This window comes from Bradyrhizobium sp. CCBAU 53421, from assembly GCF_015291625.1.
In the GTDB taxonomy this organism is placed as follows: domain Bacteria; phylum Pseudomonadota; class Alphaproteobacteria; order Rhizobiales; family Xanthobacteraceae; genus Bradyrhizobium.
The window spans coordinates 7,564,858-7,588,074 of the sequence record NZ_CP030047.1; the positions used below are offsets into that span (position 1 = coordinate 7,564,858).

Sequence of the window (23,217 nt, forward strand, 5' to 3'; positions counted from 1 at the left end):
GGCGGTTTTGAAGGATTGCCCTAGTATCGGGCGATACCGGGCCGTTCAGGCAGTGGCGGCTTTGTGGAAGTTGAAGGGCAGCAGGTCGGTAATATCGGCGTCGCCGGCGCGCTGAGGCAATTCGGTGAGGACGTGGCGCAACCACGCTAACGGCTCGACACGTGAGGCGCGGCAGGTCAGCATCAGGCTGTAGACGACGGCACTGGCCTTGGCTCCGTCCACGGTATCGCTGAACAACCAACTCTTCCTGCCAGTTGCAAAAACCCTGATGTCGCGCTCCAGAAGATTGTTGTCGATCGGCATGCAGCCGTCCCCGGTGTAGCGCGTCAGATATTCCCATTGGTTTCGGGTGTAGGATACGGCGTCGCCGAGCTTGCTGTCAGGCAAGACCTTCGGGGCCATGTCATCGAGCCATACCTTGAGAGCATTTGAGGACGGGAACACTATGTTGCTGGCGGAAGCGGCGAATGCAGTCGGCCTGTGTTTCACCCTTCTCCGGTGATCCGTCCCGCGCCTGCCTTTCAACCCGGTAGAGCTGGTCGAAGAACCGCAGCGCCTGCTCGGGCGGACCGCCGCCCCTCTTCCTCGCCCTGAGGGCATCGACAAAGCGCCGCCGGGAGTGGGCCATGCAGCCGATGTGGGTGGCCCGTTCCAGCGTGCGCCATGCGGTATAGCCGTCACTCATCACGATGCCGCGGTAATCGCCGAGGAAGGCCTGCGGGTGGATTTGGCCGCGGCCCGGCTGATAATCCAGAAGAACGATGGGCTCGTGACTGCCCTTGCCGCTGCGATAAGCCCACATATACGATGTGCTGGTGGCCTTTCTGTCCTTCTCCTTGAGGACCTGAACCGTCGTCTCGTCGCCATGGATGAGAGGCTGCGATCTGAGCCGCAGCTTCAGGGCGTCATAGATGCGGGAGAGATGTTTCTCGCTCGAGCCGATCACCCAGCGACCCAAAGCGCCGCGGCTGACCGGAACGCCGGCGCGTTCGAAGGCCTGCGCCAGGCGGTAGAGCGGCATGCCATCGACATATTTATGAACCAGCGCGAACGCCAGCGTTGAGGCCGTGGCAACGCTGCCCGGCAGCGGCTGCGTCGGCATCGGCGCGGTCACGACAGGGGCGTTGATTCCGGTGCGATCGCAATGGCGGCACGCATATTTGAAGCGTACGTTCTGTAAAACCTTCGCCTTCACCTCGATATGAAGTTGCTCGGTGACAGCCTCGCCCATGCGATGCATCTGGCCACGGCAGCAAGGACACGCCTTCTGATCGTCGGGCAGGTCATACTCGACGCGCTCACGCGGCAGGTTCGCCGGCAGCGGCCTGCGGCCGCGCTTCTTTCCCGTTGTGTTTTCGACGGGTGGCAAGCCCGTGTCCGGAAGTTCGGCGATATTGTTCGTTTCACTGCCGGCGTCATCCTCATCGGCGGCCTGCTCGGCTTCATTGAAGAGACGATCGACGTGCTTTTCGCTGCGTGGCGCAAAACGATGCAGGCGTGCCAGCGCCAGTTCTTCCTCGAGTTTGACGACGCGGTCGGCGAGTTGATGGTTCTCCGCCTGCAGCGCAGCAATGCGCGCCAACAGCACTTCAACACTCGGATCGCCGGTTCGATTCATCGGATTCTTGAATCTGAACCGTACCGACGCGTCAACCGCTCAACTCGAGAGCTCAGCCGGCAACCTGATAGTGCCGCACCGGATGGCGGACCATCGCATCGATATCGATGCCATCAAGGATCCAGTGCAATTGCTCGGTCGTAAGCCGGACGACCGCCTCCTGGCCGCGCGGCCATCGGAACTTGTCCTCGGTCAGCCGCTTCAGGACCAGCACAAAGCCGGACCGGTCGAAGAACAGCAACTTCATCCGGTCGCAACGGCGATTGCAGAACGCAAAAACCGCCGGCGTGAATGGATCGAGCGCCATCGTCTCCTGGACCAGGACCGCAAGGCTGTTGATGCCAGCCCGGAAGTCGATCGGCTCACGGTGCAGATAGACCTGCAGGTCACCGCCCAGTCTGAACATGGCCCAGTGCTCCGATGATCGCCGTCAATGCATCCACATCGCCGCATTCCAGCGCGAGCTTCACGCCGTTCGGCAGCGACACGCTCACTTTGGCCGGAGAACAAAAAGCTGGAGTCCCTTTGGGTTCCGAACCACGCACTTCATCGCAAGTCGCCGGCAGATCCACCGTCGCCACGCTGTCTTGCCGCGACAGGGCTCGATCGGCGGCCCCCTCAAGCTGAACCGGGATGAACGCCGGGCGTGAGGACGGCGGCAGCGACCTAGTCGCGGTGTGCTTCTTGATCCACTTCCGAAGCAGGTTCGCGTTGACCCCATGTTCGAGTGCAAGCCTCGATACCGAAACCCCAGGCTCAAGGCAGGCCGTGACAAGACGCTCTTTCGATGCCGCCTCGTAGCGCCGGCGACCGTTCCGGCCAACAAGCCTGACCCGCAGTTTCTGATCATCGTCTGCCATCATGAGGTGTCCACCTATTTTGGTGGACACCTCATGCATCAGAGCACTCAAAAGCAAAAGGTGCGGAGAAATTCGCGCTTACCGAAGAAGACTGCGGAGGTCATGTCCGCGGCATTCGATTTCCGCCTGTAACAACAAGCTCAACCCAGGTCGCTTTGGGTTTCTTGAGCGGCTTACTCAATTTACTTTTTGGACTAATTACGCTGTCCAGCGCCTCGCGGATCTTGCTCGACGTCGTCCGATTTCAAACGGAACCGACTTTGCCCATGTGGACCAGTTCATTGCCCTCCTGTTTTCCAAAATTCGGCGCGGCGACACTCGTGGGGCCTTCGATAAATCCGATAACCGGAAACTCGCCCCGCCGGGCGGTCTTCACCTGCAGCCAGGCTTCGTTGCGGTCGGACCGGTACGGCGCGTCGATCTTCTTCGAGATAATGCTCTCGTATTGAACTTCGCCACGTGTTCGAACAGCTTCTGTCCATACCCTCGACATCCCGCGACGGCGACGACTATCGCGTCAACGCCGAGAAGTCGTTCACCACGAACTCGGGCCAGGCCGACTATTACATCGTGCAGACGCGCTCACCGCGCGAAGGACCAGTCCGACATCTACTCTTTCGAGATCGGCAGGACAGACGTTCCCTCCGGATCCTCCCCACTCATCCTTCCGTCTCCAGCTTCCTGTATGGATTCGGTTTGCTAGCGGTCCGATAGTCATCCAGATTGCCGCCCAGGAACAGTACCTCGCGCTCCTCTGTTGGCGTATCGCTCACCCATGCCAGATCGGGTTCATCATTCTCAGTCCCATCCTCAAGTATCTCGACGATCTGTTCGGACGTCCAGGTAGCGGCCCTTGGCACCGTGTAGGTGTGCAACTCGTTTGCATTTTCCGCGATCGCTTTCGCGCCATACTCGTTGGCATCGTCCGGCGAAAGCAGCAGTCGCGATGCGTCCTCGGACAGTGACACAAAGGGTGAAAAACTAGTGTCTCCCCTCATGTGCTCTGCCGCCGAGCGCCCCAGATCAAGTCGTTGCCCTCCCCAAATGTTCCAGGGGGCGTGTTCGTAACGCAAAGACGCCATGAAACGCAAATGGTCCATCGCGCTCTGATGCTCCAACACATCCGGCTTGCAATGGGCGGCATCGTCTTGAAAACGTTGCAGCTGTGCATACGACGATGCCACCACGTCATCGAAAATGCGGCTGCGATCGACACTGCCGGCTGAGGACCCAGTCCCAGTTGGCCACTTTGCCGCTTGTTGCGCAGCCAGTTCGATCTCCCGTCCGAGCGCCCCGACGTTTGCACAGGTCAGCGTTGCGGCTAGTTGAGCGCGCGCTCTGACAAAGGATTCGGCCGCACACCTTTCGCTACCCTGGATAGCCCGCGCTCTCTTATTGCCGTCCGTCACAATCCCGGATGATCCAGCCTCCGGTGGAGCTGATGTTCGGTGGATTGGCTCAATCTGTCCAAGCTGCTGCTCAAAGTTTGCTTGCCCTGCCTCTTCGTGTTGTGGCTCGACGAAGCACGTGCAGGCGGCGGATGGGTTGATATTGTTAGATGGATCCATTTCATTCTCCCTTGACAGCCTTACCGTCAAATACGCAAACTGTCCCTACGCTATAATTGCGGGAACACCCGGCTTAGGTGCTCAGATCTGATCGCGCAGGGCGCGATTGAGCAGAGAACATCGCGGCAAGTTACGAATGTTTGTGTTCTCTTTCTGCCAATTCTCTTCAGCTGCACCATCACGCTGTGGAGTTTCGGTCGGTTTGCATCGGTATGGTCGAAAGTTAAACCCACTCCCGCTGGCCGGGCGGAGTTAGGGTAGCAGAAAACGTGCTGTTTCTGGGAAGGTGCGCGCTGTCGTAAATGCAGCCGCCGAGATATAATGCCGACCGGACGCACCTGGAATTCGCTCTCAAGGCTACTTTCATAATCATGGCCGCGCGCGATCGAGCAAGGCGTGTCTGCGGTCCGACGGCGCGGCATTCTCGCCACGTGCGGTTGCAATCCATCAAGCCCTGCTCGAAGCTCGAATGCTCCCGGGTGCATAGCGTAGTGCGTCCGCGAGGCGTTCGGACCACCCAACGGTTTTGTCTTCAGGTCGGACCATCCCAATCCGTCAGTTTCACGTCGCTTTGCAGAGACAGAATACTTCTACGTTTCCAGTCTAGCCGATTTAGCTGTCGAGAAGCTGACGCGCCCCCTCACTGCTAGGTGCGACTCATGGAAGCGTGCGCCGCATGGCGAACGGCATTACAAAAGCGAACAATCAAAGCACCAGAACTTCTCGATCTTTGATAGTCTGGAATTGCAGCACTTCCGGTGCCGCCGCTAGAATGATTTGGTGCGCTGGACCGTCAACAGAAGCCATCCTCGCAAAAGTCCGGTCTGCCACGTGGAGAGAACAGCGCCCAAGCACGAACTTGCCTGTTTGCCAATAGTGCCGGTCTACGTGATCAAGCCTTCGCCGCTTACCCAGATACGACCGGTATTGTCCTGTACACCTGCCTGGACCGACCTCGCTACTTCGCGTACCAATTTGTTCATGCGGCATTAGAAGTGTGAGCCGCTAGGCTATCGAAACCACTTGCACAACGGCTCGCCATTGCATGACGTGTTGCAACGGCATAGCCAAGTCAGGTTTCCGTCAGATCCGACGTGTATGTCCATCAGCGCGAGCCTGATCATTCCGCGACGGCTCCCCTGGCAAACACGACGAAGGAATATGACATGGCATTCCGCGGTACGAACACCAACGATCACATCGTTGGGACTGCTGATAGCGACTTTATTCAGGGTCTAGGCGGGAACGATTTGATCTCCGGCGGTGGGGGCGATGATGAGCTGGAAGGCAATCAGGGAGCCGACACAATCCATGGTGGTGCAGGCGACGATTTTCTGTACGGCGGTCAGGGCAACGATGTTCTGTTCGGCAATCAGGGCAACGACAACTTCATGTTCACGAGTGGGAACGGCAAGGATTTCGTGATGGACTTCACGGTGGGAGATAAACTGAATATTGAGGACGGGATCAATCACACCGGCATTCATACGCTTGCCGATCTTGCCAGTCACATCAAGGCGGCTGGCCCTGATACCACGGTCGTTGATCTCGGAGAGGGCAATTCGATCACGCTCTCACATGTGAATGCCGACGATGTTCTGCATCACCCGGACAATTATTTCTCAATCATGCATATCACCGATCAGCCTACCTGATCCTCGCGGTTGTCCTTGTCGGCCGAACATGGCGCAGGGGCACGGCGATCCGCGTTGGCACGCCATCCTGCCGGCGGGCAACGGCCATCGCCCTCGGCCGACGGTCAAACATTTTCCCAATGAGCAGAAACATGGTGACCCGGGCGGATCGCCGTGAATCCGCAAATTAGCATGTAGCCAGTAGACATCGAGGGCACCGATGGCGTTCCGGCATCGGATCAATGCAGTGGCGCCGCTCCGCAAAGCCGCGGCGCAGGGCTGGATCTCTTTCGTTGTTGCCATGATCGCCATGCCCTTCAGGCCGCGCGGAATTGCGCGGTGTCGAAAACGCGAAGGGCGAATCGTGCGAACCGACTGGTCACAGCTTGCGCCATGGCAGAACCGCGAGAGCGGCACACCAGCGGGCTTGATCTGGACTGCCCGCTTCGCACCTCACTGTGAATGTCGATCACGAACGCATTGATAGCGGACGAGAGTGGCGGTGACAATGCAAAGCACTTCAACAGTAGCGCGCGTGCACAGCATACGCCTAATGTCTTCACTTTACATCACAGCCTGCAAGGCCCGGAAGCGACATCGATAATCTGTTCGAGGCACCAGATTATCGCCAGATCATCGAGCGCATGAACGGAGCGAGGGCTTCTACTTTACCGGATGTGTGATCCACACCAAAATTGCGGTGTCGCGTATCGTAGGTGGCGTGGCCGAACACTCGCTTCTAAAACGACATGTTCGAGCTGTTTTGGCTCGCGCGGGTTCATCTCATTGGGCGAGCGGCATCTCGGGCTGATCGCCGGCGGCGAGCCAATCACGATTTGCCAGCTCGGCGACGAGAGTGGAGCGGATAGATTGCGCTTCTGGGAGACATTGAGCGGGCATCCTGTTCCTTGCTCTTTTCTCAGAACGTGTTCGGCTGATTGCCGAAAAGGCGCGGCTAACTCAGGATTCTCTCATGCGGCCCGACCAATTCTCATCACGTTCCGTTCGATAATTGTTTCTGCGTCGCGTTCTTTCCACCTTCGGTTGATCGTTACGTTTGCGCCGGTAGCTACCCCACCTCGATTAATCCCTTTCAGTCGAATGAAGACCGACGAACGATAGGGGTGTCGCCGCTATTGAAAGTGGAAGCAGCCACCAAATTTGCAAACTCCGGCAAATGAAATACGAGCTCCTACTCCTTGTTGGACGTCTCTAAGTGTGTTCGAACAAGGCTGGTCATCCAGTGGAGCGTTCTTTCTGTCTCAGCCTGGCGGCTGGTATCCGAGACGGATAACCGGGACGGAGTTCACTTTTTCGTCTCAAGCTCGTCAGCTTCTCGAAAGCCAACCTTCCTAGCATCCGAGCCTAGTCTCTAGCTATCGACGCCGCCTGCGACTGAACCGGCCACGAATCCTGCGGGTACGTGCTCGGCGGGGTATGCAGGAAACTTTGTTCTCAAAACAGATAGGAGACGCTTTGGAGATCAATCGGATAAGCGGTATGGGCTCGCCAGGGTCCCCAACGGGAAACGTCCAAACACAGGAGGATCATGACCGATTTCGGCAGGTCGTGAATGAAGCCAAGTCGTCATCAGCTGTCGCACCAGGGTCGGCGAAAGCTCCGATTTGGAGGTCGAGCGCTCCATACGGGAGCTTTTCACGCGGTAACTACTCTTGGAACAACGACGTATGGGGGGCGGGCGCTGGGCCTCAGACGATTTCAGTGAGCGCCGTCAACCAGTGGGACGTGTGGTCGAACCAGCCTAACACTCCTGGCATCAAAAGCTATCCGCACGAGACTTTCAACGTCGGAAAGCCGCTCAGCTCCATCAAGAGTTTGACCTCGAGCTTCAACCAGCAAGTGCCTGGCGGCGGTGCTTGGGACACCGCCTATGATATTTGGGATGCCTCAAACGAGCACGAGATAATGCTCTGGACAAACTACACCGGAAATCCCGACGGTGGCGGCAACGTTAAGCCAATCTCGTATCATTACGCCCCTTCCGGGGCCGCTATTCCAGTCTACAGAAATGCCAACATAGGTGGAGCGACTTGGAACGTGTTTGAAGGCTTCAATGGTCACAAGGTCATCTCACTGCTACCCATCTCGAAGACCAACAACGGCATGGTGGACATCAAGAGTGCCCTGGAGTGGATCAAGTCGAAGGGCTACTTTGGCGACATAAAGGTTGGTAGCGTCCAATACGGTGTCGAGATTACTTCTTCACCAGGAGGAATGAACTTCAATTTCAACAACTGGGCGGTGACCTCGAAGTGAATATCCACAGGGCGAGCTGGCCTGCAGTCACGCCATTGAGCCGCGCCGACTGACGGGCTCAGCTTGCCGCTTACTGTTGAAAGGTCCGACTCCAGTGACACAGCGACCAGAGACCGCACCGCTTGACGGCAGTTACAAAAGAAGAGCCGCTTGCGTTGCCGCAAGCGACCCAAGTCTAGGGAGGAACGCCCAAGGAGGGCAGCGATAGCGGGGCGCTACCGCGCATCCTCAAAATAAGACCATCGTATCGGCGGCTCAATTGAACGTAGGGAAAGGTCGGGCATCTAAAGGGGGCATGGAATGATACGAAGGTATATGGTGCACGCTGGTGAAGCCGACCACTTCAGCACTAGGCGTGGGCTGTCATTGCCGATGCATCACATCGAGCAATGGCAAGAACTTGGTCACCGAGCTGTGGCTGACTTGCCTTGCATTATTCAAACTACATCGGTGAAAAATTCGCGATGAACTTGCCCCTGGACTTAATCCCGTTGCCTCCCGCAGGACAGCCAAGCCCGAGACTATGCTTATCCTCGTCGGTCAAAGAGCTTGCTGGACGACTGGCGTGGAATGATGCCATCGGGAGGTGACGACCAACCGATTCCTAACCGGGGCCGTCTCCTTCACCTGGACCATAGCAACATGGACCCATAGTCCCCGAGCCCGCCGCCAGATCGGGCCCTCGTCGAGATCAAGCCGATTGTACATCCATCGGAGGTCAACTCGCTTCAGGCCCCAGCGCGACCGCAAGGTGTTTCTTGCCAAGCCGGGCGGCCCAAGCAGCAGCACGTTTCGTCGTCGGCGGCGGTCAATTGGCTGTCGTTTGATTGACAGAGCTTGACAATAGCGAGAGTGCCCTCCTCCCGAGCGTCGACCGCAATTACGTCATCGTGTTCAACGGAGGCAAATTTCTTGACGCTGGTTCGATCTGTAAATCGACGTCACACCGATGACAATCGGGAGGGGGAAAGCGGTATAGAAATGCGCACGGCGAGTCATTGCCCCGAAAATGGGACATCTGATACGGAACGACGAGAGACGACAAGTGAATGATCACGTAGGTTTCCAGAGTTTCTTGCATAGTGACGCCGCCGACCTGTTGCCCGATGAGGGCGCTCGGCATCGTTTTGAGGCGATCGTGGATCGTGCCGCGGATGCGCGCTCAACGTGGTTGCCGGTTGAGGAGCAGATGCGCGCAACTCGTGCAGAGCTTCATCGCGTCGAGACCCACCGCCAACGGCTGATATTGGCCCGCAGCGCCGACCGTCGCAGCGCGGACAAGGAGGACAAGCAAATCCGTGACCTCGACAAGCAAGCCAGCGAACTGACCGAAAAGTTGCGTCGCCTCATCGCTCGAGAGGCGACCGCTGCTGCCCGCATGCGAAACTGCGAGATCCTGGCATCTCGCTGCCGGGCCTTTCTGGCTCACGGTGGCCAGCCGTCGCGCGCGCGCCTTGCCTCCGTCTCTCCAATCGCGCTGTCGGAGATTCTAGAGCGAGGCGAACGGATCATTGACGCGCTCGAGCGTCTGCGCCTGCACATCCGGGAGCTCGAAGCCGACGCCCACCAGATCCGCAGTGCGCCATTTCCCAGTGAGGCGAAGAAACGAGACGCCGCGGCGCTGATCGCAGGCCTGGCGGAACGTGGGGCGCCATCTATCTCGGCCATGATTAATGACAACACCAGCGAGATCGGATGGCCTTACACCCTCCAGGAACACAATCTGATTGCTGTCGTCCCCGATGCGAACACGCGGGTTGTGGGCACCGCATCTGGGCAGGTTCCCGATGTGATTGGGCTGCTTTGTTGGGCCCTTCGTGACACTCTGACCGAAAAGGTGAACGAGCTGATCGACATGAACAGCGACGATGCCGCCGCGCTCTCCGCGGATGAGCGTGAAAAGCAGCTGGCCCAAATCGAAACCGACAAACTGATGACCGAACGCAAAGAGGCCGCCCTAGTACAGGCCGCGCAGGCTGCGGGCGAGGCCATCGAACACCGCCACGACATCAGCGCTCTGGCCGCGCTCCAGCTCGGGCTGGTCACGCAGTCACGATGAGGTCTGCGACTGCTCTCGGCAGGCATCCCGGCTGCTCGCGGCAGTCCCTCTCGGCGCAATCGTCTCCACGACCAACATCCCGACCACCAGCTTTCATTCCGAAAGTGACGGTAGAAATGGCGCTCTGCTGCGCCAGGAGAACGCTGCGCATGGAGCGAGACATTTTAAGAAGTTGATTGCGATTTTTACCGGAAGCCGGACATGAGCTTCGGTTCATCGAGGACCATCGCGACGCCTATCGATCTCAGCCTGGCGCCCTTCGTCGGCGTTGACGACCGTGCCTTTGGCGATCCCGGCCTTGATGAAAGCGGCGGCCTGCCTCTCGGAACCGAACACGGGCGGGACCGAATTGCCGCCGCGCCCGCGGATGGCGACGTTGCCCTTGCCGTTCTGGTTACGGGTAAAGCAGCGGTCAATGCGATCCTCTTGAGGTTGGCGGGCTTCACGTAGCCGAAATAGCGAGCCGCCTGCTGGGATGGCCTGCATGAACGCTCCGACATGCGCCGGATCAATCATCAGGAGGCGTACAGCCTCGACGGCGCTTGCACAATCAGGCTGAGGAGTATTTCAGCCGCCGCCGTTCACCTCAGCAAACCGCGCGTTTATCGTAAGCGTAGCGCCGAGGCCCCTTGGATTGTTTGTGCGGAGTCTTGAGAGCACCGCTAGAAGAGTCATCTTCTGCAAGGGTGCTCATAATGGACGACCATTCTGACGACATAAGACGACGGTTGTCACCACGTATCGAAGTGTATGCTGGTGCAGGTCGCAAGCGCTGGCCGGACGATTTGAAGGCGCAGATTGCCGCCGAAAGCCTCGAGCCGGGTGCGGTTGTCACGGATGTCGCCCGTCGTCATGGCTGCCGGCCCCAGCAGGTGCATGACTGGCGGCGCCGTGCGCGGTTGGGCCAGTTGGTGCTGCCGGCGTCGGCGGACACGCTGTCGTTCGTGCCGGTGGTATCGGAATCGGCGTTGCCGGCGACCGCGGAACCCTCCGGGTCGCCGGAAGTCGCCGTTGTGACGGTCGAGTTCCAAGGGGCGCGCGTAGAGGTGCGCGGGACGCCTGGCCTTGCTGTGCTGAGTGATGTGTTCCTAGCGCTCCGACGGACACGTTCATGCTGACAATGCCCGCGAGCCTCACGATTTACGTGGCGACGCAACCCGTGGACTTCAGGAAGGGTGCGGAGGGCTTGGCCCTGCTGGCGAAAGAGACGCTGGGCCATGACCCGATGAAGGGCGTAGCGGTGGTCTTCCGTGCGAAGCGCCCCGATCGAGTGAAGATTGTCGTCTGGGATGGCACCGGCCTTGCGATGTACTGGAAGCGGCTCGATGGCAGCGGCTTCAAATGGCCACCCATCGTGGCCGGCGTGATGCGGATGAATGCCGCCCAGTTGTCAGCGCTTCTGGCCGGCATGGATTGGACACGCATGCACGCGCCTCGAATCCCGCAGCCGAAAGCGCTTGCGTAAGAATACAAATCTTCGCTGCATCACGGCGCGAAGCATGGCAAGCTCGGGCCAATGAGTGATTTGCCCGATGAGCTGCCGAGCGATCCAGCCGAGTTGCGTGTCTTTGCCGCGGCTCTGCTGGATCGCTGCGCCAGGCTCGAGCGGTTACTCAAGCTTGCGAAAGATGCGCAGTTCGGTCGATCCTCGGAAAAGCTCGATGCTGATCAGCTACAGCTTGTTCTGGAGGACATCGAAGGAGCCGTCGCAGCTCTCGAAGCCACCGAAGATCGCGCCAATCCCAGAGTTTGCGAGAAGAGGACGGCCGAGCGCAGAGCCAACCGTGGTCAGCTGCCGGAGCATTTACCGCGCATCGTGGAAACCCTGATGCCGGCCGAGACCTGTTGCCCGTCTTGTGCGGGCGACCTCTTTGAGATTGGTCGGGATGAGAGCCAGAGGCTTGACGTCGTTCCGGCGCAGTATCGCGTCATCGTCACCCGCCGGCCCAAGCTCGCCTGCCGCGCCTGTCATGGCGTCGTCCTCCAGCATGCTGCTCCCGAGCGACTGATCAGGGGAGGATTGCCCACCGAGCGGCTGGTCGCGCATGTGATCGACGCGAAGTATCATTGGCATTTGCCGCTTTACCGCCAGGCGCAGATGCTGGCGACGCACGGAATAGCGCTGGACCGTTCCACGCTGGCCTTCTGGGTCGGCTATGCCGCCCAGGAACTGAAGCCGTTGTGGCATCGGCTGCGCCAGCTTCTGCTCGCCTCCTCGAAGCTCTGCGTCGATGAGACCCCGGCGCCGGTGTTGGACCCGGGTCGCGGCAGAACGAAAACCGGCTACTTCTGGGCGCTGTCGCGCGACGACAGGCCCTGGGCCGGGCCTGATCCACCTGGAGTGGTTTATGCCTATGCACCGGGCCGCGGCGCCGTTCATGGCTTGCGGCTGCTTGAGGGCTATCGCGGTATCATCCATTGCGACGGCTATCAGGCTTACAAGACCATGACCCGAGAGACGCGTGCGGACGCCCTGTCCGGGACGCTCGCCTTCTGCTGGTCGCATCTGCGGCGCCAGTTTGTGAAGATCGAGCGCGAGGCGGCACCAGCGCCAGCTCCGGTTGCCCGCGAGGCCCTCGAGCGCATCGCTCAGCTATATGCGGTCGAGAAGGCTCTCCGCGGCCGATCTGCGGACGAGCGCCGCGCCGGCAGGCACGCGCATGCCCGGCCTCTGGCTGCAGCCTTGAAGCAGTGGTTCGAGGCCAAGCTTGATCACCTTGCGCAGAAGAGCGACACGGCGAAGGCTTTGCGCTATGCGCTGCGGCATTGGGATGGCCTGACACTGTACCTTGATGACGGGCGCATCGAGATGGACACCAATGCTGTCGAGCGAGCGATGCGGCCGATCAAGCTCAACGCCAAGAACGCCCTTTTTGCCGGCTGCGACGAGGGCGCTGAGAATTGGGCATTGCTCGCTTCGCTCATTGAGACCTGCAAGCTCAATGGCGTCAGCGCCGAGCACTGGCTTGCTGACGTTCTCGCCAAGCTCGTCAATGGCTGGGCTGCGGCACGACTGGACGAACTGCTTCCCTGGGCGTCGACCTATACGATGTATACACACGATCCGAGGCTGGCGGCATGAGCCTGAACACGACCGCGGTCCGGATCAAGGTGACCCTCAAGGACGTGAAACCGGAGGTGATGCGATGCCTTGTCGTGCCGCTCACGCTGCGCCTTGATCGGCTGCATCTGACGCTTCAGGCGGCGTTTGGCTGGACGAATAGCCATCTCTTCGAGTTCCTGGCTGGCGAAGGACGTTGGGGCATCCCTGATCCCGATGGTGATTTTGGCCCCCAGCCCGTCGATGCCCGCAAGACGCGGCTCTCCAATATCGTTCAAAAGACCGGTGCGAAGACGATCCATTATCTCTATGACTTCGGCGACAGCTGGGACCATGTGATCAAGCTCGAAAAATGGTTCGAGAACACCACAACGGAGGGCCTGCCCTTCTTGCTCGAGGCCGCCGGTCGTTGTCCTCCGGAAGACGTCGGCGGTGCGCCAGGCTATGCCGAATATCTTGAGGCCATCAGCGACCCCACCCACCCGGAGCACGAACATATGCGCCTCTGGGGCCCGGAACGGTTCGATCCCAACGTCATCGACCGCAAGGCGCTTGAGGCGGCGGTCAACGCATTGTCCGACATATGGAAGCCGCGACGACGCGCTACGCGGACAAAGTAGGCGTCAAGCGTCAATCAAAAGGGCCGCAGAGCTACGCTTACCGTTTATCTCACGTGGATCGTCTTGAACGGCTAGGAAGTCAGACGTCCTGCGTTGAGGAGTCAGAAATCGCAAGGATTTGCCAACCATGGATGCTTTCAGGGCCGGCCGCTAACCAATCGAAAATCGATCCGCCTCATGTTCGCGTTTGTAAGCTGAATGGGAAATCAAACATGACAGGATCGGCAATTCTGGAAAACGTGCGTCGCTACCGCGCAATAGCTTCGCTGTGCCGTCAAGCCGCAGCATTCCGCCCACTCCAGCGAGTCTCATTGCTGACGCAGGCCGACGAATGGGAGCAGAGAGCGGTTGGTGAGATCGAAGAATACTTTGATGCCCAAGACTCTCCGATACCCGCTCAACCCTCAGGCAACGTCAATTGAGCGAGAGCTTGGTTAGAAAGCGCTTGCGCTTGGCCCACCCCTGCCCTTCAAGACAAGGCCGGACCGCTGAGGGATTTCCAGCGGTCCCATGTCTCGTTACGCCTCTTGTCTCGTTACGCCTCAAGGATCCAACGCCGAACCACTCCCGTCGATCTCCACGGCGCATACGAGCCTTCGCATTCGTTCCGGCAGTTGACTGCGGTCTCATCTTCCACGACCACCCTCGCCAAGTGCCGCGGTATCTGGCCATGCCTACATATCCGTGATGAACTCGGAGTCCTGCAAAAGACAACGAACCATATTGGCTTCGCCGGCGAGCTTCTTTTCAGCGTCGAAGAGGCCGACTGCGGTCTGCAAATTGATCCAAAACTTCGCCGAGGCGCCTTGCTCAACAGAACGGCTGTCTCGACCGTGATCGCCCCGCTTGCCGTTGATGATCTCGTTGATGCGAAACCGCGGCACGCCCATCGCCTTTGCGAGTTCGCCCTGGGGGATTTCGTACTGGGTGAGAAACTCCTCGCGGAGTTATCGCGTTGTCAATCCGCCCGTCGAGCTTGTCGGCATACGAGGCGCGTAGGCGCTGCGTCAGACGGTCGTATTCGGCCTGAAGTCGCGCCACTGCCTCGTCGTCCTCTTCTTTCGACAGCATGGTTTTGATGAAGCCCCGCAACGATCCACTGATGGACCTTCTCCGAAAAATGCGGCCGGCCCATCAGTTCGGGGAATTTCGCGGCGATGACCTCCGTGCGAACATAGGACTCGCTGCATTTACCCTTGTAGCCGGTGCAGTGATAATAGATGTAGCGCCCCTTGTGGAGCTCACCGACCAAGGCACAGCCGCAGTGTCCGCAATTCATAAGCCCTGAGAAGGGAAAGTCTCTTGGACCACGCCGAAGCTTGGTGGCATTACGCTTGTCCAGGACAGCCCGAACCCGCTCGCGAGGTTTCATCGTTCATGAAAATCCCGTGGATTTTATTGCGGCGCCTCGTTGACGACGGGAATGTCTCAACTCAACCTAAGACTGCCTGATAAGACCTCCATCCACTAACGTGGAATAAACTCGTTCCATTTCAGTGTTTGTGGAACGATGACTTGCCAAGGATCATCTCATAGGTTCACGCGTAAGCCGTTGATTTTATTGATATTGCCGAGAATATCACCATATTCTCCGCACCTTATGCGTAGAATATCATTGCGTTTGCTAGGAATAAGGTGCATATTCTCCGCATGAGTGCGGTGAATGGCGACTTATATCCACGAACTGAAAGACTGGCCGAAATTTACCTGGAACAGCTCAAAGCTGGCCCAGAAGCTGGGAGCTGTCCGTAACCGGCAGGGTCGTATCACTGGTCGCATGGAAGAGCTCGGCTTTCGGCTGCGAACCGAAGCCAATCTTGAGGCCCTTACCGAGGAAATCACCAAGTCGAGCGAGATCGAGGGCGAGGTTCTGAGCCGCGATCAGGTGCGATCATCGCTTGCGCGCCGTCTGGGTGTCGATATCGGCGCCTTGACGCCGGTCGAGCGCAATGTCGAGGGCATCGTTGAGATGATGCTGGACGCCACCGGCAGATATGACGCTCCCCTCACCTCTGACCGTCTCTTTGGCTGGCATGCCGCCTTGTTTCCGACGGGCCGCAGCGGCATGACGAAGATCGCCGTCGGGAACTGGCGCACGGACGATACGGGGCCGATGCAGGTTGTCTCGGGGCCAATCGGACGCGAGCGCGTTCACTATGAAGCTCCCAAAGCTGGTTTGCTTCCTGACGAGATGAAAGCCTTCATCGGCTGGTTCAACGGTACACAGGACATCGATCCAGTTATCAAGGCTGCCATGGCTCATCTGTGGTTCGTTACCATCCATCCGTTCGAAGATGGCAATGGTCGTATCGCTCGCGCGATTTCCGACATGGCGCTGGCGCGGTCAGAGAACAGTTCACAGCGCTTCTACAGCATGTCAGCGCAGATCCGGCAGGAGCGGAACGCCTATTACGATATGCTCGAAGCCACGCAGAAAGGCGATCTCGACATCACGGTATGGCTGGAGTGGTTTCTGGACTGTCTTGACCGGGCCTTTGATCGCGCCGACACCATCCTCGCCTCGGTTCTACGGAAAGCCCACTTCTGGAAGAAGCAAGCGAACCAGAAATTTAACGACCGACAGCGGGCGATGATTGAGCGTTTGTTCGAGGGCTTTGAAGGCAAGCTCACATCTTCGAAATGGGCACAGCTTACCAAATCATCGCAGGATACAGCCCTGCGGGACATCGATGATCTCGTTGCCAGGGGCGTTTTGGTGAAAGACGCGCCCGGCGGGCGTAGCACGAGCTATTCATTGATTGACGAAGTCTGAACACATCAGCGACCTAAGAGGATGTTCATGGCGGCCTGAAAAGCGGAAACGTGGCGCGCCAGCATCCGAGCCGAGATGGCCGAGCTCTGTCCGCTAGCAAGAGGTTCCAATGAACGTATACGCGAAACCCTCGCAGTCCGCGCTTTAAAGCCCCGGTTTGGTCAACCGAATGGCTTTCAGAACTTTCGACGCAAAGATGACAGCGATACATCATGCACTGGATTTTCAGCTAAACGCGGAGAATGCAGACGTTTACATTTGCGGCTATCTCCGAGAAGTTCATTTGATTGTCGCGGAGAAATTGACCGACCAGGAGCGGGGTAGCGGCGCGATCAAAGCTGATTTCAGTCGCGTTGCAAAAGAAAAATCAGCAATCTTCAAGAGCTTCGAAGAATACATTCTGTTCCAAAACAAATACGCCCGCGATAGCTGACGTCTGTGCCGATCTTCATGCGAGCATTTCGGATGCCCCGGCCCAGTAGACGTAATTTATCCGAGCAAAGCCGAAGCGAGTTTGGAAGAGACATAGAAATTGGCCGACGAACGATTCAAGCGGATCGAAAAGCTTTTTGGCGATTATCTGAAGATGCGGCTCCTGATGCCGATTATGGCCGGAGACCGCAACGATTAAATGCGTTTGAAATGGAATGAGCTGGGCTAGCGGTCAAGAAGGCCTTTTGCGCGTTGGCAATCGGTGACGAAATCGCAATCGCTTCAACATTCGTGGAACATGCTTGTCCCGCAACCGTTGTTCGCGTGCCGGCGCAACTGCCCCGACGGGGCACTTTTCTCCTCGAGCTCGTCAGCTTCTCGAAAGCCAACCGTCCTAGCATTCGAGCCTAGCCTCTTGGTCTCGATGCCGCCTGCGACTGAATTCGGCCAGAAGCTAGGCTACTTCGCGGCGAGTATGCAGGAGACTTTGTTCTCAAAACAGATAGGAGACGCTGTGGAGGCCAATCGGATAAGCGGTGCGGGTTCGCCAGGGTCCCGAACGGGAAACGTCCAAACACAGGAGGATCATGACCGATTTAGGCAGGCCGTGAAGGATTAGCTTGTACAAGCGGACTTTGCCTCAGCACGCTCACAACTGACACCGCACGAGCCAATCCCAACCCGGCATTACTGCTGGAACGAGGCTAGCCACATTTGTTGAACTTCTTAGGACGGAAGCCAGATTTCAATCGAGATTGGACTGGCGCGGACCGAGCGGCTGCTCGTCGGTGTGACCGACCACCTCGATGACATCCACATCGTAATCTCCAGCTCATGAAGTTCTGGCAGGAGTGGACCTCCGATCACCGCGGCAAAAGCTCAGGGGGTAGCCAGGGACGACTTCGGAACGTAGCCGGGATCCAGAACCGGGCTCATCTCCTCGATCTTGGCATCGATCTTACTGAGAACAGCGGCCGGCACGACATCCCGTTCGGGGAGCTGCCACCAATGGTCGTTCACCAACGATACAACCTCCACGACAGCCGAGATGACCGCCGGTTCGGGTAGCCGCGCGCGGTTGGCGAACTTTCGCCAGCGGTCCGGAGTAAGCGCTTTGAAGGATTTCTCTCCTCCCAAAGAGAGTGCCATATCGTCCTTCGGAAAATAAGCGGTGGTCGATAGGACGTCGTACATGGGGGCGATGGCCGGAGTGCACCCCTCACCTGGGTATATTGTCGACCAATTCTTCAAGTGCATGTCGCCGTTGCCCACGAGCGCGGCAAGTGCCAGTCGACGAACGAATTCGAGCGCGGCGTCGGTCGAAACCGCTACGTTCAGCGCGGAGGCTATGTCGTGGTATGATGCGTCATCGTACTTTTTAGATGGCTGGCGGCCAAAGATCTGAGCGAAATCTTCGATGTGAATTCGGGTACCTTTGGGTCCACGGTCGAAACGCTTCACTAGCAAGACCTTGCCGGTCGACAATGTGTTGAATTCTTCGGGAATTCCTTCGAAATCCGATTTTTCGACAAGCTCGCGTTCCGGCACATCCATTCCCAGGATTTCGGACAGCGCCAGAACGGCGAACTCGTTTTCCGACAATCCGACAAGATTGGCCGAGGGGAATTTTGCGATGTACTTACCTTGCTCGTCGCCGCTGGGCAAAGTCAGTCCGACACCCTTTCCCGTATTTTTCATCACGGAGAGCTTCATCTGAACTCCCGCCAAGGAAAACCGCGCTTTGATGTCACGAGGATTATCTTGAATGGCTATCACGGTGCTGCCGTCGCTTGGCACCACGCGCACTGCACCTGGCAGATCTTCGCCAAGCGCCGCCAGGAGGTCGAAATCGTTTCCTTGCCTCACTGCTCCGGCGTGGTGCTTTTCCATCGCCTCGCGAAGCTTGTCCTCGGGCAACAGATTCGCGAAGAACGCGGGCAGCACGTGTGCCGCGGGCTTCGGATCCTTGCGAAGCCCACCATCGGCGGAGCGGAACGAGAGGCTCAATATCGGGGGCCGCGACATGGCGCGATAGGCCGGATCAAGGCTGAAGGCGTTGAAATCGCCTGGCGTACGCACGAGCGTTCCGACCCTGAGGTCTTGAAGGAACACCTCCAGCGACTGAACGGTATTAGGGGCGCGGACCCGGGTGCTCATCATCATCCATATCGGTGGTGAACGCTGGTCGATCCTCGCCTTCGGAGGGCCGAAGGAGTGCGTTGACGCCGGCTACCATGGCCTGTGGGATCAGCATTAGCTCCATGCCGAGAGCGCGCGCGACGTTAATCAGCGTTGTCGCCCGCGCGGCGGCGTTGCCCTGCTCGATATCGCGGTAACGCGGCCGGGAAATGCCCGCGCGTTCGGCCACCTGCTCTTGAGTCAGGCCCGCTTGCTTTCTTGCATCCCGGAGGAGGCGTCCTAGCTGTTGGGTTGCTTCTGAGTTCCGCTCCATGATCCGTTTACGTATCTTTTTCTTCTAAATGATGCGCGAACATACCATTGCTTATCGCTTCTGCCAAGGCCCATAGATCCGTTTACGTATCATTGGCTAATAAAATGATCCGCGAACGTATCTTACTGGCCAGGGGCGGTTCCAATGCCTAAGGCAATCTGGACCAGCGCGGGGCGAACTACCGCGTGCGCATGGATTCCATCAAGGCCGACATCGTCATCATCGGCGTCACGCCCGGCAAGCAGCAGGCTCTGGAAGCCCTACTCAGCTTCCACATGGCGCTTACCGGCGCGCCTCGCTCGATGAGGCGGCGCAGCGCGCCAAGAATGCGGCCTCGTTCAAGGGGGGCATGCGCCTCGACGCGTGGTTGATGGACCACTTCGGCTTGCATCGGCTTTTCGGACTTACGTCCACGCTTGATCTCTTCGGATCCGCCGCGCACCGCGCGCATTACACGTCCGTCCTGCGCTATCCGGTCCTGAAGAGGTTCGGTAACTATGCCGGAGACAGCCGCGTGATCGAGGAGACCCTAGCGGATGAACTCGCCGTGCTGTCCAAGGCTTGGCTTGTGCCGTTCGGGCCGAATGCGGTGCGCGCGCTCGAATATCTCGCGGCGGCCGGGCGCATCGATGACGCGCGTATTCTAGACGGCATCTTGCATCCCGGCGGCCAGCAATGGAACCGCTACAACGTGCAGCTCGGTCTCGTGTTCGCGATGCCGCGCTTGCGGTCCCAGGCGGGCCTGAAGTTCTGCGGCGAAGCGCTGTGTGCGCTCGAAGGTCGCCGCCCTGTGTGGCGAAGGCGCGCGGCCTTAGACCGTAGCCTAATTTTCTGTCTCCAGCGGGCGGGCCGACGATCGGTTTACAAGGTGTCAATTTTACGTACTACTGCTACTTAAATCGAGCAAAACTTAAACTAGCGCTTGGTTTGAAGGCATGCTATTTTGCGTAGCATGACGACGCAATTGCCAGGAAAACTAAACCAGCTCCGCAGGGATCTTCCGGAGGGGCTGCTCGTTGACGCTGCCTGGCTGAGCAAGCACGGCTACGCCACCAGCCTCGTCAGCAAGTATGTCGCGGCCGGCTACCTCGAACGACCGGCCGGCCGCGTGTACCGAAAGCCGCGCGGCGCCCTAAGCTGGGAGCAGGCCGTCATATCCCTTCAGACGCTTCTTTACCGCACGCCGCTGGCCATCGGCGGCCGAACAGCGCTCGCGCTTCAAGGCTACGAGCATTACCTGCCTCGCGCCACGCAGCAAGTTCATCTCTACGGACCTTCCGCGCCGCCCGGTTGGCTCTCGAAGCTTCCCCTCTCCATCCGTTTCGTCTTCCACAACAGCGCTGCGCTCTTCTCGCCGGAAGCGGGCCTGCCGCCCAAAGGCGATCTCGACCGCGCCAACGCCGCGGCCGAGAAGGAAGCGGCCGAAAAGGGCTTCGTCATCCAGTCATGGGGGCAATGGCGCTGGCCGCTGGTGGTTTCATCGCCGGAGCGGGCGCTGCTCGAAGTACTCGACGAGCTTCCCGATCACGAGAGCTTCGAGACCGTGGACAAACTGGTCGAGAGCCTTTCGACCCTAAGCCCCAGGCGCATGCAGACATTGTTACAAGCCTGCCAAAGCGTGAAAGCCAAGCGGCTGCTCTTCTTCTTTGCCGATCGCCATTCGCATGCCTGGAAAAACAAGATAAATAAGGATCACGTCGATCTCGGAAGCGGCAAGCGCATGCTGGTCAAAGGCGGCGTGCTCGACCGTACCTATCAAATCACCGTGCCGAAAGGGCTCGATGCCGTTTAGCGACCAATACCGCAGACAGGTTACCCTGCTGATCCGCGTCGTCCCCCTGGTCGCGCAGGAAGACTGCTTTGCGCTCAAGGGCGGGACCGCGATCAATCTCTTCGTTCGCGACCTGCCCCGCCTGTCGGTCGATATCGACCTCACCTATCTGCCGGTGCAGCCGCGCGACCAATCGCTCAAGGAGATCGAGACCGCGCTCACGCGCATCGCCGGCCGCATCAAGGCACAAATCGGCGGGTGCCAAGTCACAGAGGGATTGACCGAAGGGCGCGTCAACAAGCTATTCGTCCAGCTCGGCGCCGCAACCGTCAAAATCGAGGTGACGCCGGTCCTTCGCGGCTGCGTCTATCCCGCCAAAAAGCAATCCGTGACCGATACCGTCGAGGACGAATTCGGCTTCGCCGAGATCCAGGTTGTCTCGCACGCGGACCTCTATGCTGGAAAGCTGGTCGCCGCGCTGGACCGCCAGCATCCGCGCGACTTTTCGACCTGCGTGATTTGCTCGCCAACGAGGGCATCACCGACGATCTGCGAAAGGCCTTCGTCGTGTACATGCTCAGCCACCACAGGCCGATGGCGGAAGTCCTCGATCCGCCGCGCCGAGCTATGAAGGAGGATTATGAACACGGTTTCGTCGGGATGACAGAAGAGCCCGTCCCGCTTACCGAACTGGAAGCAACGCGTGAGGAGATGATCAAGGCGATCGTGGCCGACATGCCGGACGCGCACCGGAAATTTCTGGTCAGCTTCGAACAAGGCGCGCCGGAGTGGGATCTGCTGGGGCTGCCCGGGGTGCCCGATCTTCCGGCCGTCAAATGGCGCCAGCTCAATCTCGACAAGCTGCCCAAAGAAAAACGCGCGGCGCTGACGGCCGCACTGAAGAAAGCGCTCGGCGTCTAGGCGGCTCGCAGCCGCCCCTGACGCTTTTTAGCTGACGTCGATCGGCGACGTGCGCCATACGTCTTTGCCAAGCGCGATCAGCATGTCCTGCCGTTGTTCGATATCGTTCGCCGACCAGTTCTCAAAGGCTTGCAACTTTTCGTTGATGCGCGTGATCGACGAATTCCTCCCGACCGGGCTCAAGGCCACGATGCTGCGCGTGAGATAATGACCCGACTTCGCGTATTCGGGCTGCTTCTCGAAGAATCCGTTGCTCGCCACGATGTTGATCGGCTTTTCCAGGAGCGTCACGTTCCCAAACTCTACTTTGTAGTCATCGTAGCGCTTACCGGGATTGGCGGCGGTGAAGGACGGGCGGAGATCGGCCTCCGGCGTGTCGGGCAGAATGTGCTCGATCTCGAGCGCGGTGAATTCGCCAAGGCCGCCGGGCCCCCTCATGCCCTTGAAGGCAATTTCAACATGCTGCGCCAGCTTGGCCAGCAAATAGCGTGCGGTACTGCTGCATCGAACCAAGTGTGTATCGTTTGAGCGTATCGCCCAGCTCGGGATCCTTACCGACCATGTTCTTTTGTAGCCGTTCTGCCACGAACTCGTTGAGCTTGGCTTTTTGCGCCTTCGCATCGGCGATTTCCGCGATCTCGCGCAGTTCGTCCGCCTATATCGAGAAATTGCGCTCAAGATCCTTTGTCGGAGTCTTGGTGAAGATGTAATAGAATAGGAAACTTTCAAGCTGCCGCACGAAGTGATCGAACAGCGCTTTGGGAAAGTTCGCGGCTGCCAGCAGCACATAGTGCAAGCTGAATGCCGCGCCGCAAAGCTGCTGAAGCGTGTCCATGGCGGTGCTGACGCGCCGTCATTACCACGGCCTTCGGTGAAGCCAATGTAGCGCTCGACGCTGCGAATGATCTTACGGACGAAGCCGAACGAATCGCTGCGGTAGCCGCACAGCTCGGCATTGTCTTTGTCGATCAGCCAGTGGTAAATCTCGTCTTCGCGCACCACACCGTCCCGGCGCTCGTTCTTCACCTTGTAATTCGCCATGATGAAATAGCGCAGGAAGCGCAGCGGCTTTTCCTTGTTGCGCTCCAATGGCCCCGTGATCTTCTTCCACTCGTCCTTAAGGTGTGTGAAACCACACTGTCTCTCTCGGGAGCCGCGCCGTCGGTGCGAC

Annotated in this window: 22 protein-coding genes and 2 pseudogenes; 14 read left to right on the forward strand and 10 right to left on the reverse strand. The window is 58.7% G+C overall.

What is annotated here, in order from left to right; all coding sequences use genetic code 11:
- Positions 1–45: 45 nt before the first annotated feature.
- The 5 genes and pseudogenes from XH92_RS35360 to XH92_RS35380 all read right to left on the reverse strand — a co-directional run bounded on the left by XH92_RS35360 (position 46) and on the right by XH92_RS35380 (position 4,046).
- Positions 46–1,618: pseudogene (locus XH92_RS35360) on the reverse strand (IS66 family transposase).
- 52 nt (positions 1,619–1,670) lie between these two features.
- Positions 1,671–2,024 (reverse strand): IS66 family insertion sequence element accessory protein TnpB, encoded by a 354-nt coding sequence (gene tnpB, locus XH92_RS35365; protein ID WP_194456246.1) that lies wholly within the window; start codon positions 2,022–2,024, stop codon positions 1,671–1,673.
- Positions 2,005–2,478 (reverse strand): transposase, encoded by a 474-nt coding sequence (locus XH92_RS35370; protein ID WP_194461573.1) that lies wholly within the window; start codon positions 2,476–2,478, stop codon positions 2,005–2,007. The genes tnpB (XH92_RS35365) and XH92_RS35370 overlap by 20 nt, the downstream gene beginning before the upstream one ends.
- A 244-nt stretch (positions 2,479–2,722) precedes the next feature.
- Entirely contained in the window at positions 2,723–2,971 is a 249-nt protein-coding gene (locus tag XH92_RS35375) for a hypothetical protein (RefSeq protein WP_194456247.1), read from the reverse strand.
- Between the two features lie 166 nt (positions 2,972–3,137).
- Positions 3,138–4,046 carry a hypothetical protein gene (locus XH92_RS35380; RefSeq protein ID WP_194456248.1) on the reverse strand — a complete coding sequence of 303 codons (909 nt, stop codon included), beginning with the start codon at positions 4,044–4,046 and terminating at the stop codon, positions 3,138–3,140.
- 1,166 nt (positions 4,047–5,212) lie between these two features.
- On the opposite strand from XH92_RS35380, the gene XH92_RS43775 reads away from it, so the two are divergent.
- The 9 genes from XH92_RS43775 (at position 5,213) to XH92_RS35425 (ending at position 14,119) form a co-directional block, all read left to right on the forward strand.
- Positions 5,213–5,701 carry a calcium-binding protein gene (locus XH92_RS43775; RefSeq protein ID WP_194456249.1) on the forward strand — a complete coding sequence of 163 codons (489 nt, stop codon included), beginning with the start codon at positions 5,213–5,215 and terminating at the stop codon, positions 5,699–5,701.
- A 1,479-nt stretch (positions 5,702–7,180) separates the two neighbouring features.
- Positions 7,181–7,957 carry a glycosyl hydrolase gene (locus XH92_RS35390; protein WP_246788610.1) on the forward strand — a complete coding sequence of 259 codons (777 nt, stop codon included), beginning with the start codon at positions 7,181–7,183 and terminating at the stop codon, positions 7,955–7,957.
- A gap of 1,045 nt (positions 7,958–9,002) precedes the next feature.
- Complete coding sequence (locus XH92_RS35395) at positions 9,003–10,016, forward strand: hypothetical protein (RefSeq protein ID WP_194456251.1); 1,014 nt, start codon at positions 9,003–9,005, stop codon at positions 10,014–10,016.
- Between the two features lie 201 nt (positions 10,017–10,217).
- On the forward strand, positions 10,218–10,466 hold the full coding sequence (locus tag XH92_RS35400) for a hypothetical protein (RefSeq protein ID WP_194456252.1): 249 nt from the start codon (positions 10,218–10,220) through the stop codon (positions 10,464–10,466).
- A gap of 245 nt (positions 10,467–10,711) precedes the next feature.
- Positions 10,712–11,134: a transposase gene (locus XH92_RS35405; protein ID WP_194456253.1), complete on the forward strand. Its 423-nt coding sequence runs from the start codon at positions 10,712–10,714 to the stop codon at positions 11,132–11,134.
- Entirely contained in the window at positions 11,128–11,481 is a 354-nt protein-coding gene (tnpB, locus tag XH92_RS35410) for an IS66 family insertion sequence element accessory protein TnpB (protein WP_194456254.1), read from the forward strand. The genes XH92_RS35405 and tnpB (XH92_RS35410) overlap by 7 nt, the downstream gene beginning before the upstream one ends.
- 51 nt (positions 11,482–11,532) lie before the next feature.
- Entirely contained in the window at positions 11,533–13,098 is a 1,566-nt protein-coding gene (locus tag XH92_RS35415) for an IS66 family transposase (RefSeq protein WP_194456255.1), read from the forward strand.
- Complete coding sequence (locus tag XH92_RS35420) at positions 13,095–13,697, forward strand: plasmid pRiA4b ORF-3 family protein (RefSeq protein ID WP_194456256.1); 603 nt, start codon at positions 13,095–13,097, stop codon at positions 13,695–13,697. The genes XH92_RS35415 and XH92_RS35420 overlap by 4 nt, the downstream gene beginning before the upstream one ends.
- Before the next feature lie 212 nt (positions 13,698–13,909).
- A complete protein-coding gene (locus XH92_RS35425; protein WP_240536968.1) occupies positions 13,910–14,119 on the forward strand; it encodes a hypothetical protein in 210 nt (69 codons plus the stop codon).
- 252 nt (positions 14,120–14,371) lie between these two features.
- Here the strand turns inward: XH92_RS35425 and XH92_RS35430 are convergent, their stop codons facing one another.
- Both XH92_RS35430 and XH92_RS44025 read right to left on the reverse strand, forming a co-directional pair.
- Positions 14,372–14,581: a hypothetical protein gene (locus XH92_RS35430; protein WP_194456257.1), complete on the reverse strand. Its 210-nt coding sequence runs from the start codon at positions 14,579–14,581 to the stop codon at positions 14,372–14,374.
- Between the two features lie 74 nt (positions 14,582–14,655).
- Positions 14,656–15,069, reverse strand: coding sequence for a zinc ribbon domain-containing protein (locus XH92_RS44025; RefSeq protein ID WP_080586180.1), 414 nt, complete (start codon positions 15,067–15,069; stop codon positions 14,656–14,658).
- Between the two features lie 291 nt (positions 15,070–15,360).
- On the opposite strand from XH92_RS44025, the gene XH92_RS35440 reads away from it, so the two are divergent.
- Together XH92_RS35440 and XH92_RS35445 are read left to right on the forward strand one after the other, a co-directional pair.
- Entirely contained in the window at positions 15,361–16,470 is a 1,110-nt protein-coding gene (locus tag XH92_RS35440; protein ID WP_038379309.1) for a Fic family protein, read from the forward strand.
- 169 nt (positions 16,471–16,639) lie between these two features.
- Positions 16,640–16,903 (forward strand): hypothetical protein, encoded by a 264-nt coding sequence (locus tag XH92_RS35445; protein ID WP_194456258.1) that lies wholly within the window; start codon positions 16,640–16,642, stop codon positions 16,901–16,903.
- Positions 16,904–17,781: 878 nt separating this feature from the next.
- Here the strand turns inward: XH92_RS35445 and XH92_RS35450 are convergent.
- Positions 17,782–19,059 carry a type II toxin-antitoxin system HipA family toxin gene (locus XH92_RS35450; RefSeq protein ID WP_194456259.1) on the reverse strand — a complete coding sequence of 426 codons (1,278 nt, stop codon included), beginning with the start codon at positions 19,057–19,059 and terminating at the stop codon, positions 17,782–17,784.
- Positions 19,034–19,354 carry a helix-turn-helix domain-containing protein gene (locus tag XH92_RS35455; RefSeq protein WP_016840789.1) on the reverse strand — a complete coding sequence of 107 codons (321 nt, stop codon included), beginning with the start codon at positions 19,352–19,354 and terminating at the stop codon, positions 19,034–19,036. Before XH92_RS35455 ends, XH92_RS35450 begins: the two co-directional genes overlap by 26 nt.
- Positions 19,355–19,703: 349 nt before the next feature.
- On the opposite strand from XH92_RS35455, the gene XH92_RS35460 reads away from it, so the two are divergent.
- From XH92_RS35460 to XH92_RS35470, 3 genes and pseudogenes are all read left to right on the forward strand, one after another.
- A complete protein-coding gene (locus XH92_RS35460; protein WP_194456260.1) occupies positions 19,704–20,252 on the forward strand; it encodes a hypothetical protein in 549 nt (182 codons plus the stop codon).
- A gap of 54 nt (positions 20,253–20,306) precedes the next feature.
- Positions 20,307–21,146, forward strand: coding sequence for a type IV toxin-antitoxin system AbiEi family antitoxin domain-containing protein (locus XH92_RS35465; protein ID WP_194456261.1), 840 nt, complete (start codon positions 20,307–20,309; stop codon positions 21,144–21,146).
- A pseudogene (locus XH92_RS35470) lies at positions 21,136–22,046 on the forward strand (nucleotidyl transferase AbiEii/AbiGii toxin family protein). Before XH92_RS35465 ends, XH92_RS35470 begins: the two are co-directional and overlap by 11 nt.
- 27 nt (positions 22,047–22,073) lie before the next feature.
- Here the strand turns inward: XH92_RS35470 and XH92_RS35475 are convergent.
- The gene (locus tag XH92_RS35475) at positions 22,074–23,135 is read right to left on the reverse strand and encodes an HNH endonuclease family protein (RefSeq protein ID WP_210345502.1); all 1,062 of its coding nucleotides are present in this window, start codon (positions 23,133–23,135) and stop codon (positions 22,074–22,076) included.
- Positions 23,136–23,217: the final 82 nt, after the last annotated feature.

What these genes read in the sequence shown, in the direction of transcription:
- XH92_RS43775 (WP_194456249.1), top strand. Translation starts at nt 5,213, where the DNA reads ATGGCATTCCGCGGTACGAACACCAACGATCACATCGTTGGGACTGCT.
- XH92_RS35370 (WP_194461573.1), bottom strand. Translation starts at nt 2,478, where the DNA reads ATGGCAGACGATGATCAGAAACTGCGGGTCAGGCTTGTTGGCCGGAAC.
- XH92_RS35380 (WP_194456248.1), bottom strand. Translation starts at nt 4,046, where the DNA reads ATGGATCCATCTAACAATATCAACCCATCCGCCGCCTGCACGTGCTTC.
- XH92_RS35425 (WP_240536968.1), top strand. Translation starts at nt 13,910, where the DNA reads ATGACAGGATCGGCAATTCTGGAAAACGTGCGTCGCTACCGCGCAATA.
- XH92_RS35375 (WP_194456247.1), bottom strand. Translation starts at nt 2,971, where the DNA reads ATGTCGAGGGTATGGACAGAAGCTGTTCGAACACGTGGCGAAGTTCAA.
- XH92_RS35400 (WP_194456252.1), top strand. Translation starts at nt 10,218, where the DNA reads ATGAGCTTCGGTTCATCGAGGACCATCGCGACGCCTATCGATCTCAGC.
- tnpB (WP_194456254.1), top strand. Translation starts at nt 11,128, where the DNA reads ATGCTGACAATGCCCGCGAGCCTCACGATTTACGTGGCGACGCAACCC.
- XH92_RS35405 (WP_194456253.1), top strand. Translation starts at nt 10,712, where the DNA reads ATGGACGACCATTCTGACGACATAAGACGACGGTTGTCACCACGTATC.
- XH92_RS35455 (WP_016840789.1), bottom strand. Translation starts at nt 19,354, where the DNA reads ATGGAGCGGAACTCAGAAGCAACCCAACAGCTAGGACGCCTCCTCCGG.
- XH92_RS35420 (WP_194456256.1), top strand. Translation starts at nt 13,095, where the DNA reads ATGAGCCTGAACACGACCGCGGTCCGGATCAAGGTGACCCTCAAGGAC.
- XH92_RS35465 (WP_194456261.1), top strand. Translation starts at nt 20,307, where the DNA reads ATGACGACGCAATTGCCAGGAAAACTAAACCAGCTCCGCAGGGATCTT.
- tnpB (WP_194456246.1), bottom strand. Translation starts at nt 2,024, where the DNA reads ATGTTCAGACTGGGCGGTGACCTGCAGGTCTATCTGCACCGTGAGCCG.
- XH92_RS44025 (WP_080586180.1), bottom strand. Translation starts at nt 15,069, where the DNA reads ATGAAACCTCGCGAGCGGGTTCGGGCTGTCCTGGACAAGCGTAATGCC.
- XH92_RS35460 (WP_194456260.1), top strand. Translation starts at nt 19,704, where the DNA reads ATGCGCCTCGACGCGTGGTTGATGGACCACTTCGGCTTGCATCGGCTT.
- XH92_RS35445 (WP_194456258.1), top strand. Translation starts at nt 16,640, where the DNA reads ATGGCTTTCAGAACTTTCGACGCAAAGATGACAGCGATACATCATGCA.
- XH92_RS35440 (WP_038379309.1), top strand. Translation starts at nt 15,361, where the DNA reads ATGGCGACTTATATCCACGAACTGAAAGACTGGCCGAAATTTACCTGG.
- XH92_RS35450 (WP_194456259.1), bottom strand. Translation starts at nt 19,059, where the DNA reads ATGAGCACCCGGGTCCGCGCCCCTAATACCGTTCAGTCGCTGGAGGTG.
- XH92_RS35415 (WP_194456255.1), top strand. Translation starts at nt 11,533, where the DNA reads ATGAGTGATTTGCCCGATGAGCTGCCGAGCGATCCAGCCGAGTTGCGT.
- XH92_RS35390 (WP_246788610.1), top strand. Translation starts at nt 7,181, where the DNA reads ATGGGCTCGCCAGGGTCCCCAACGGGAAACGTCCAAACACAGGAGGAT.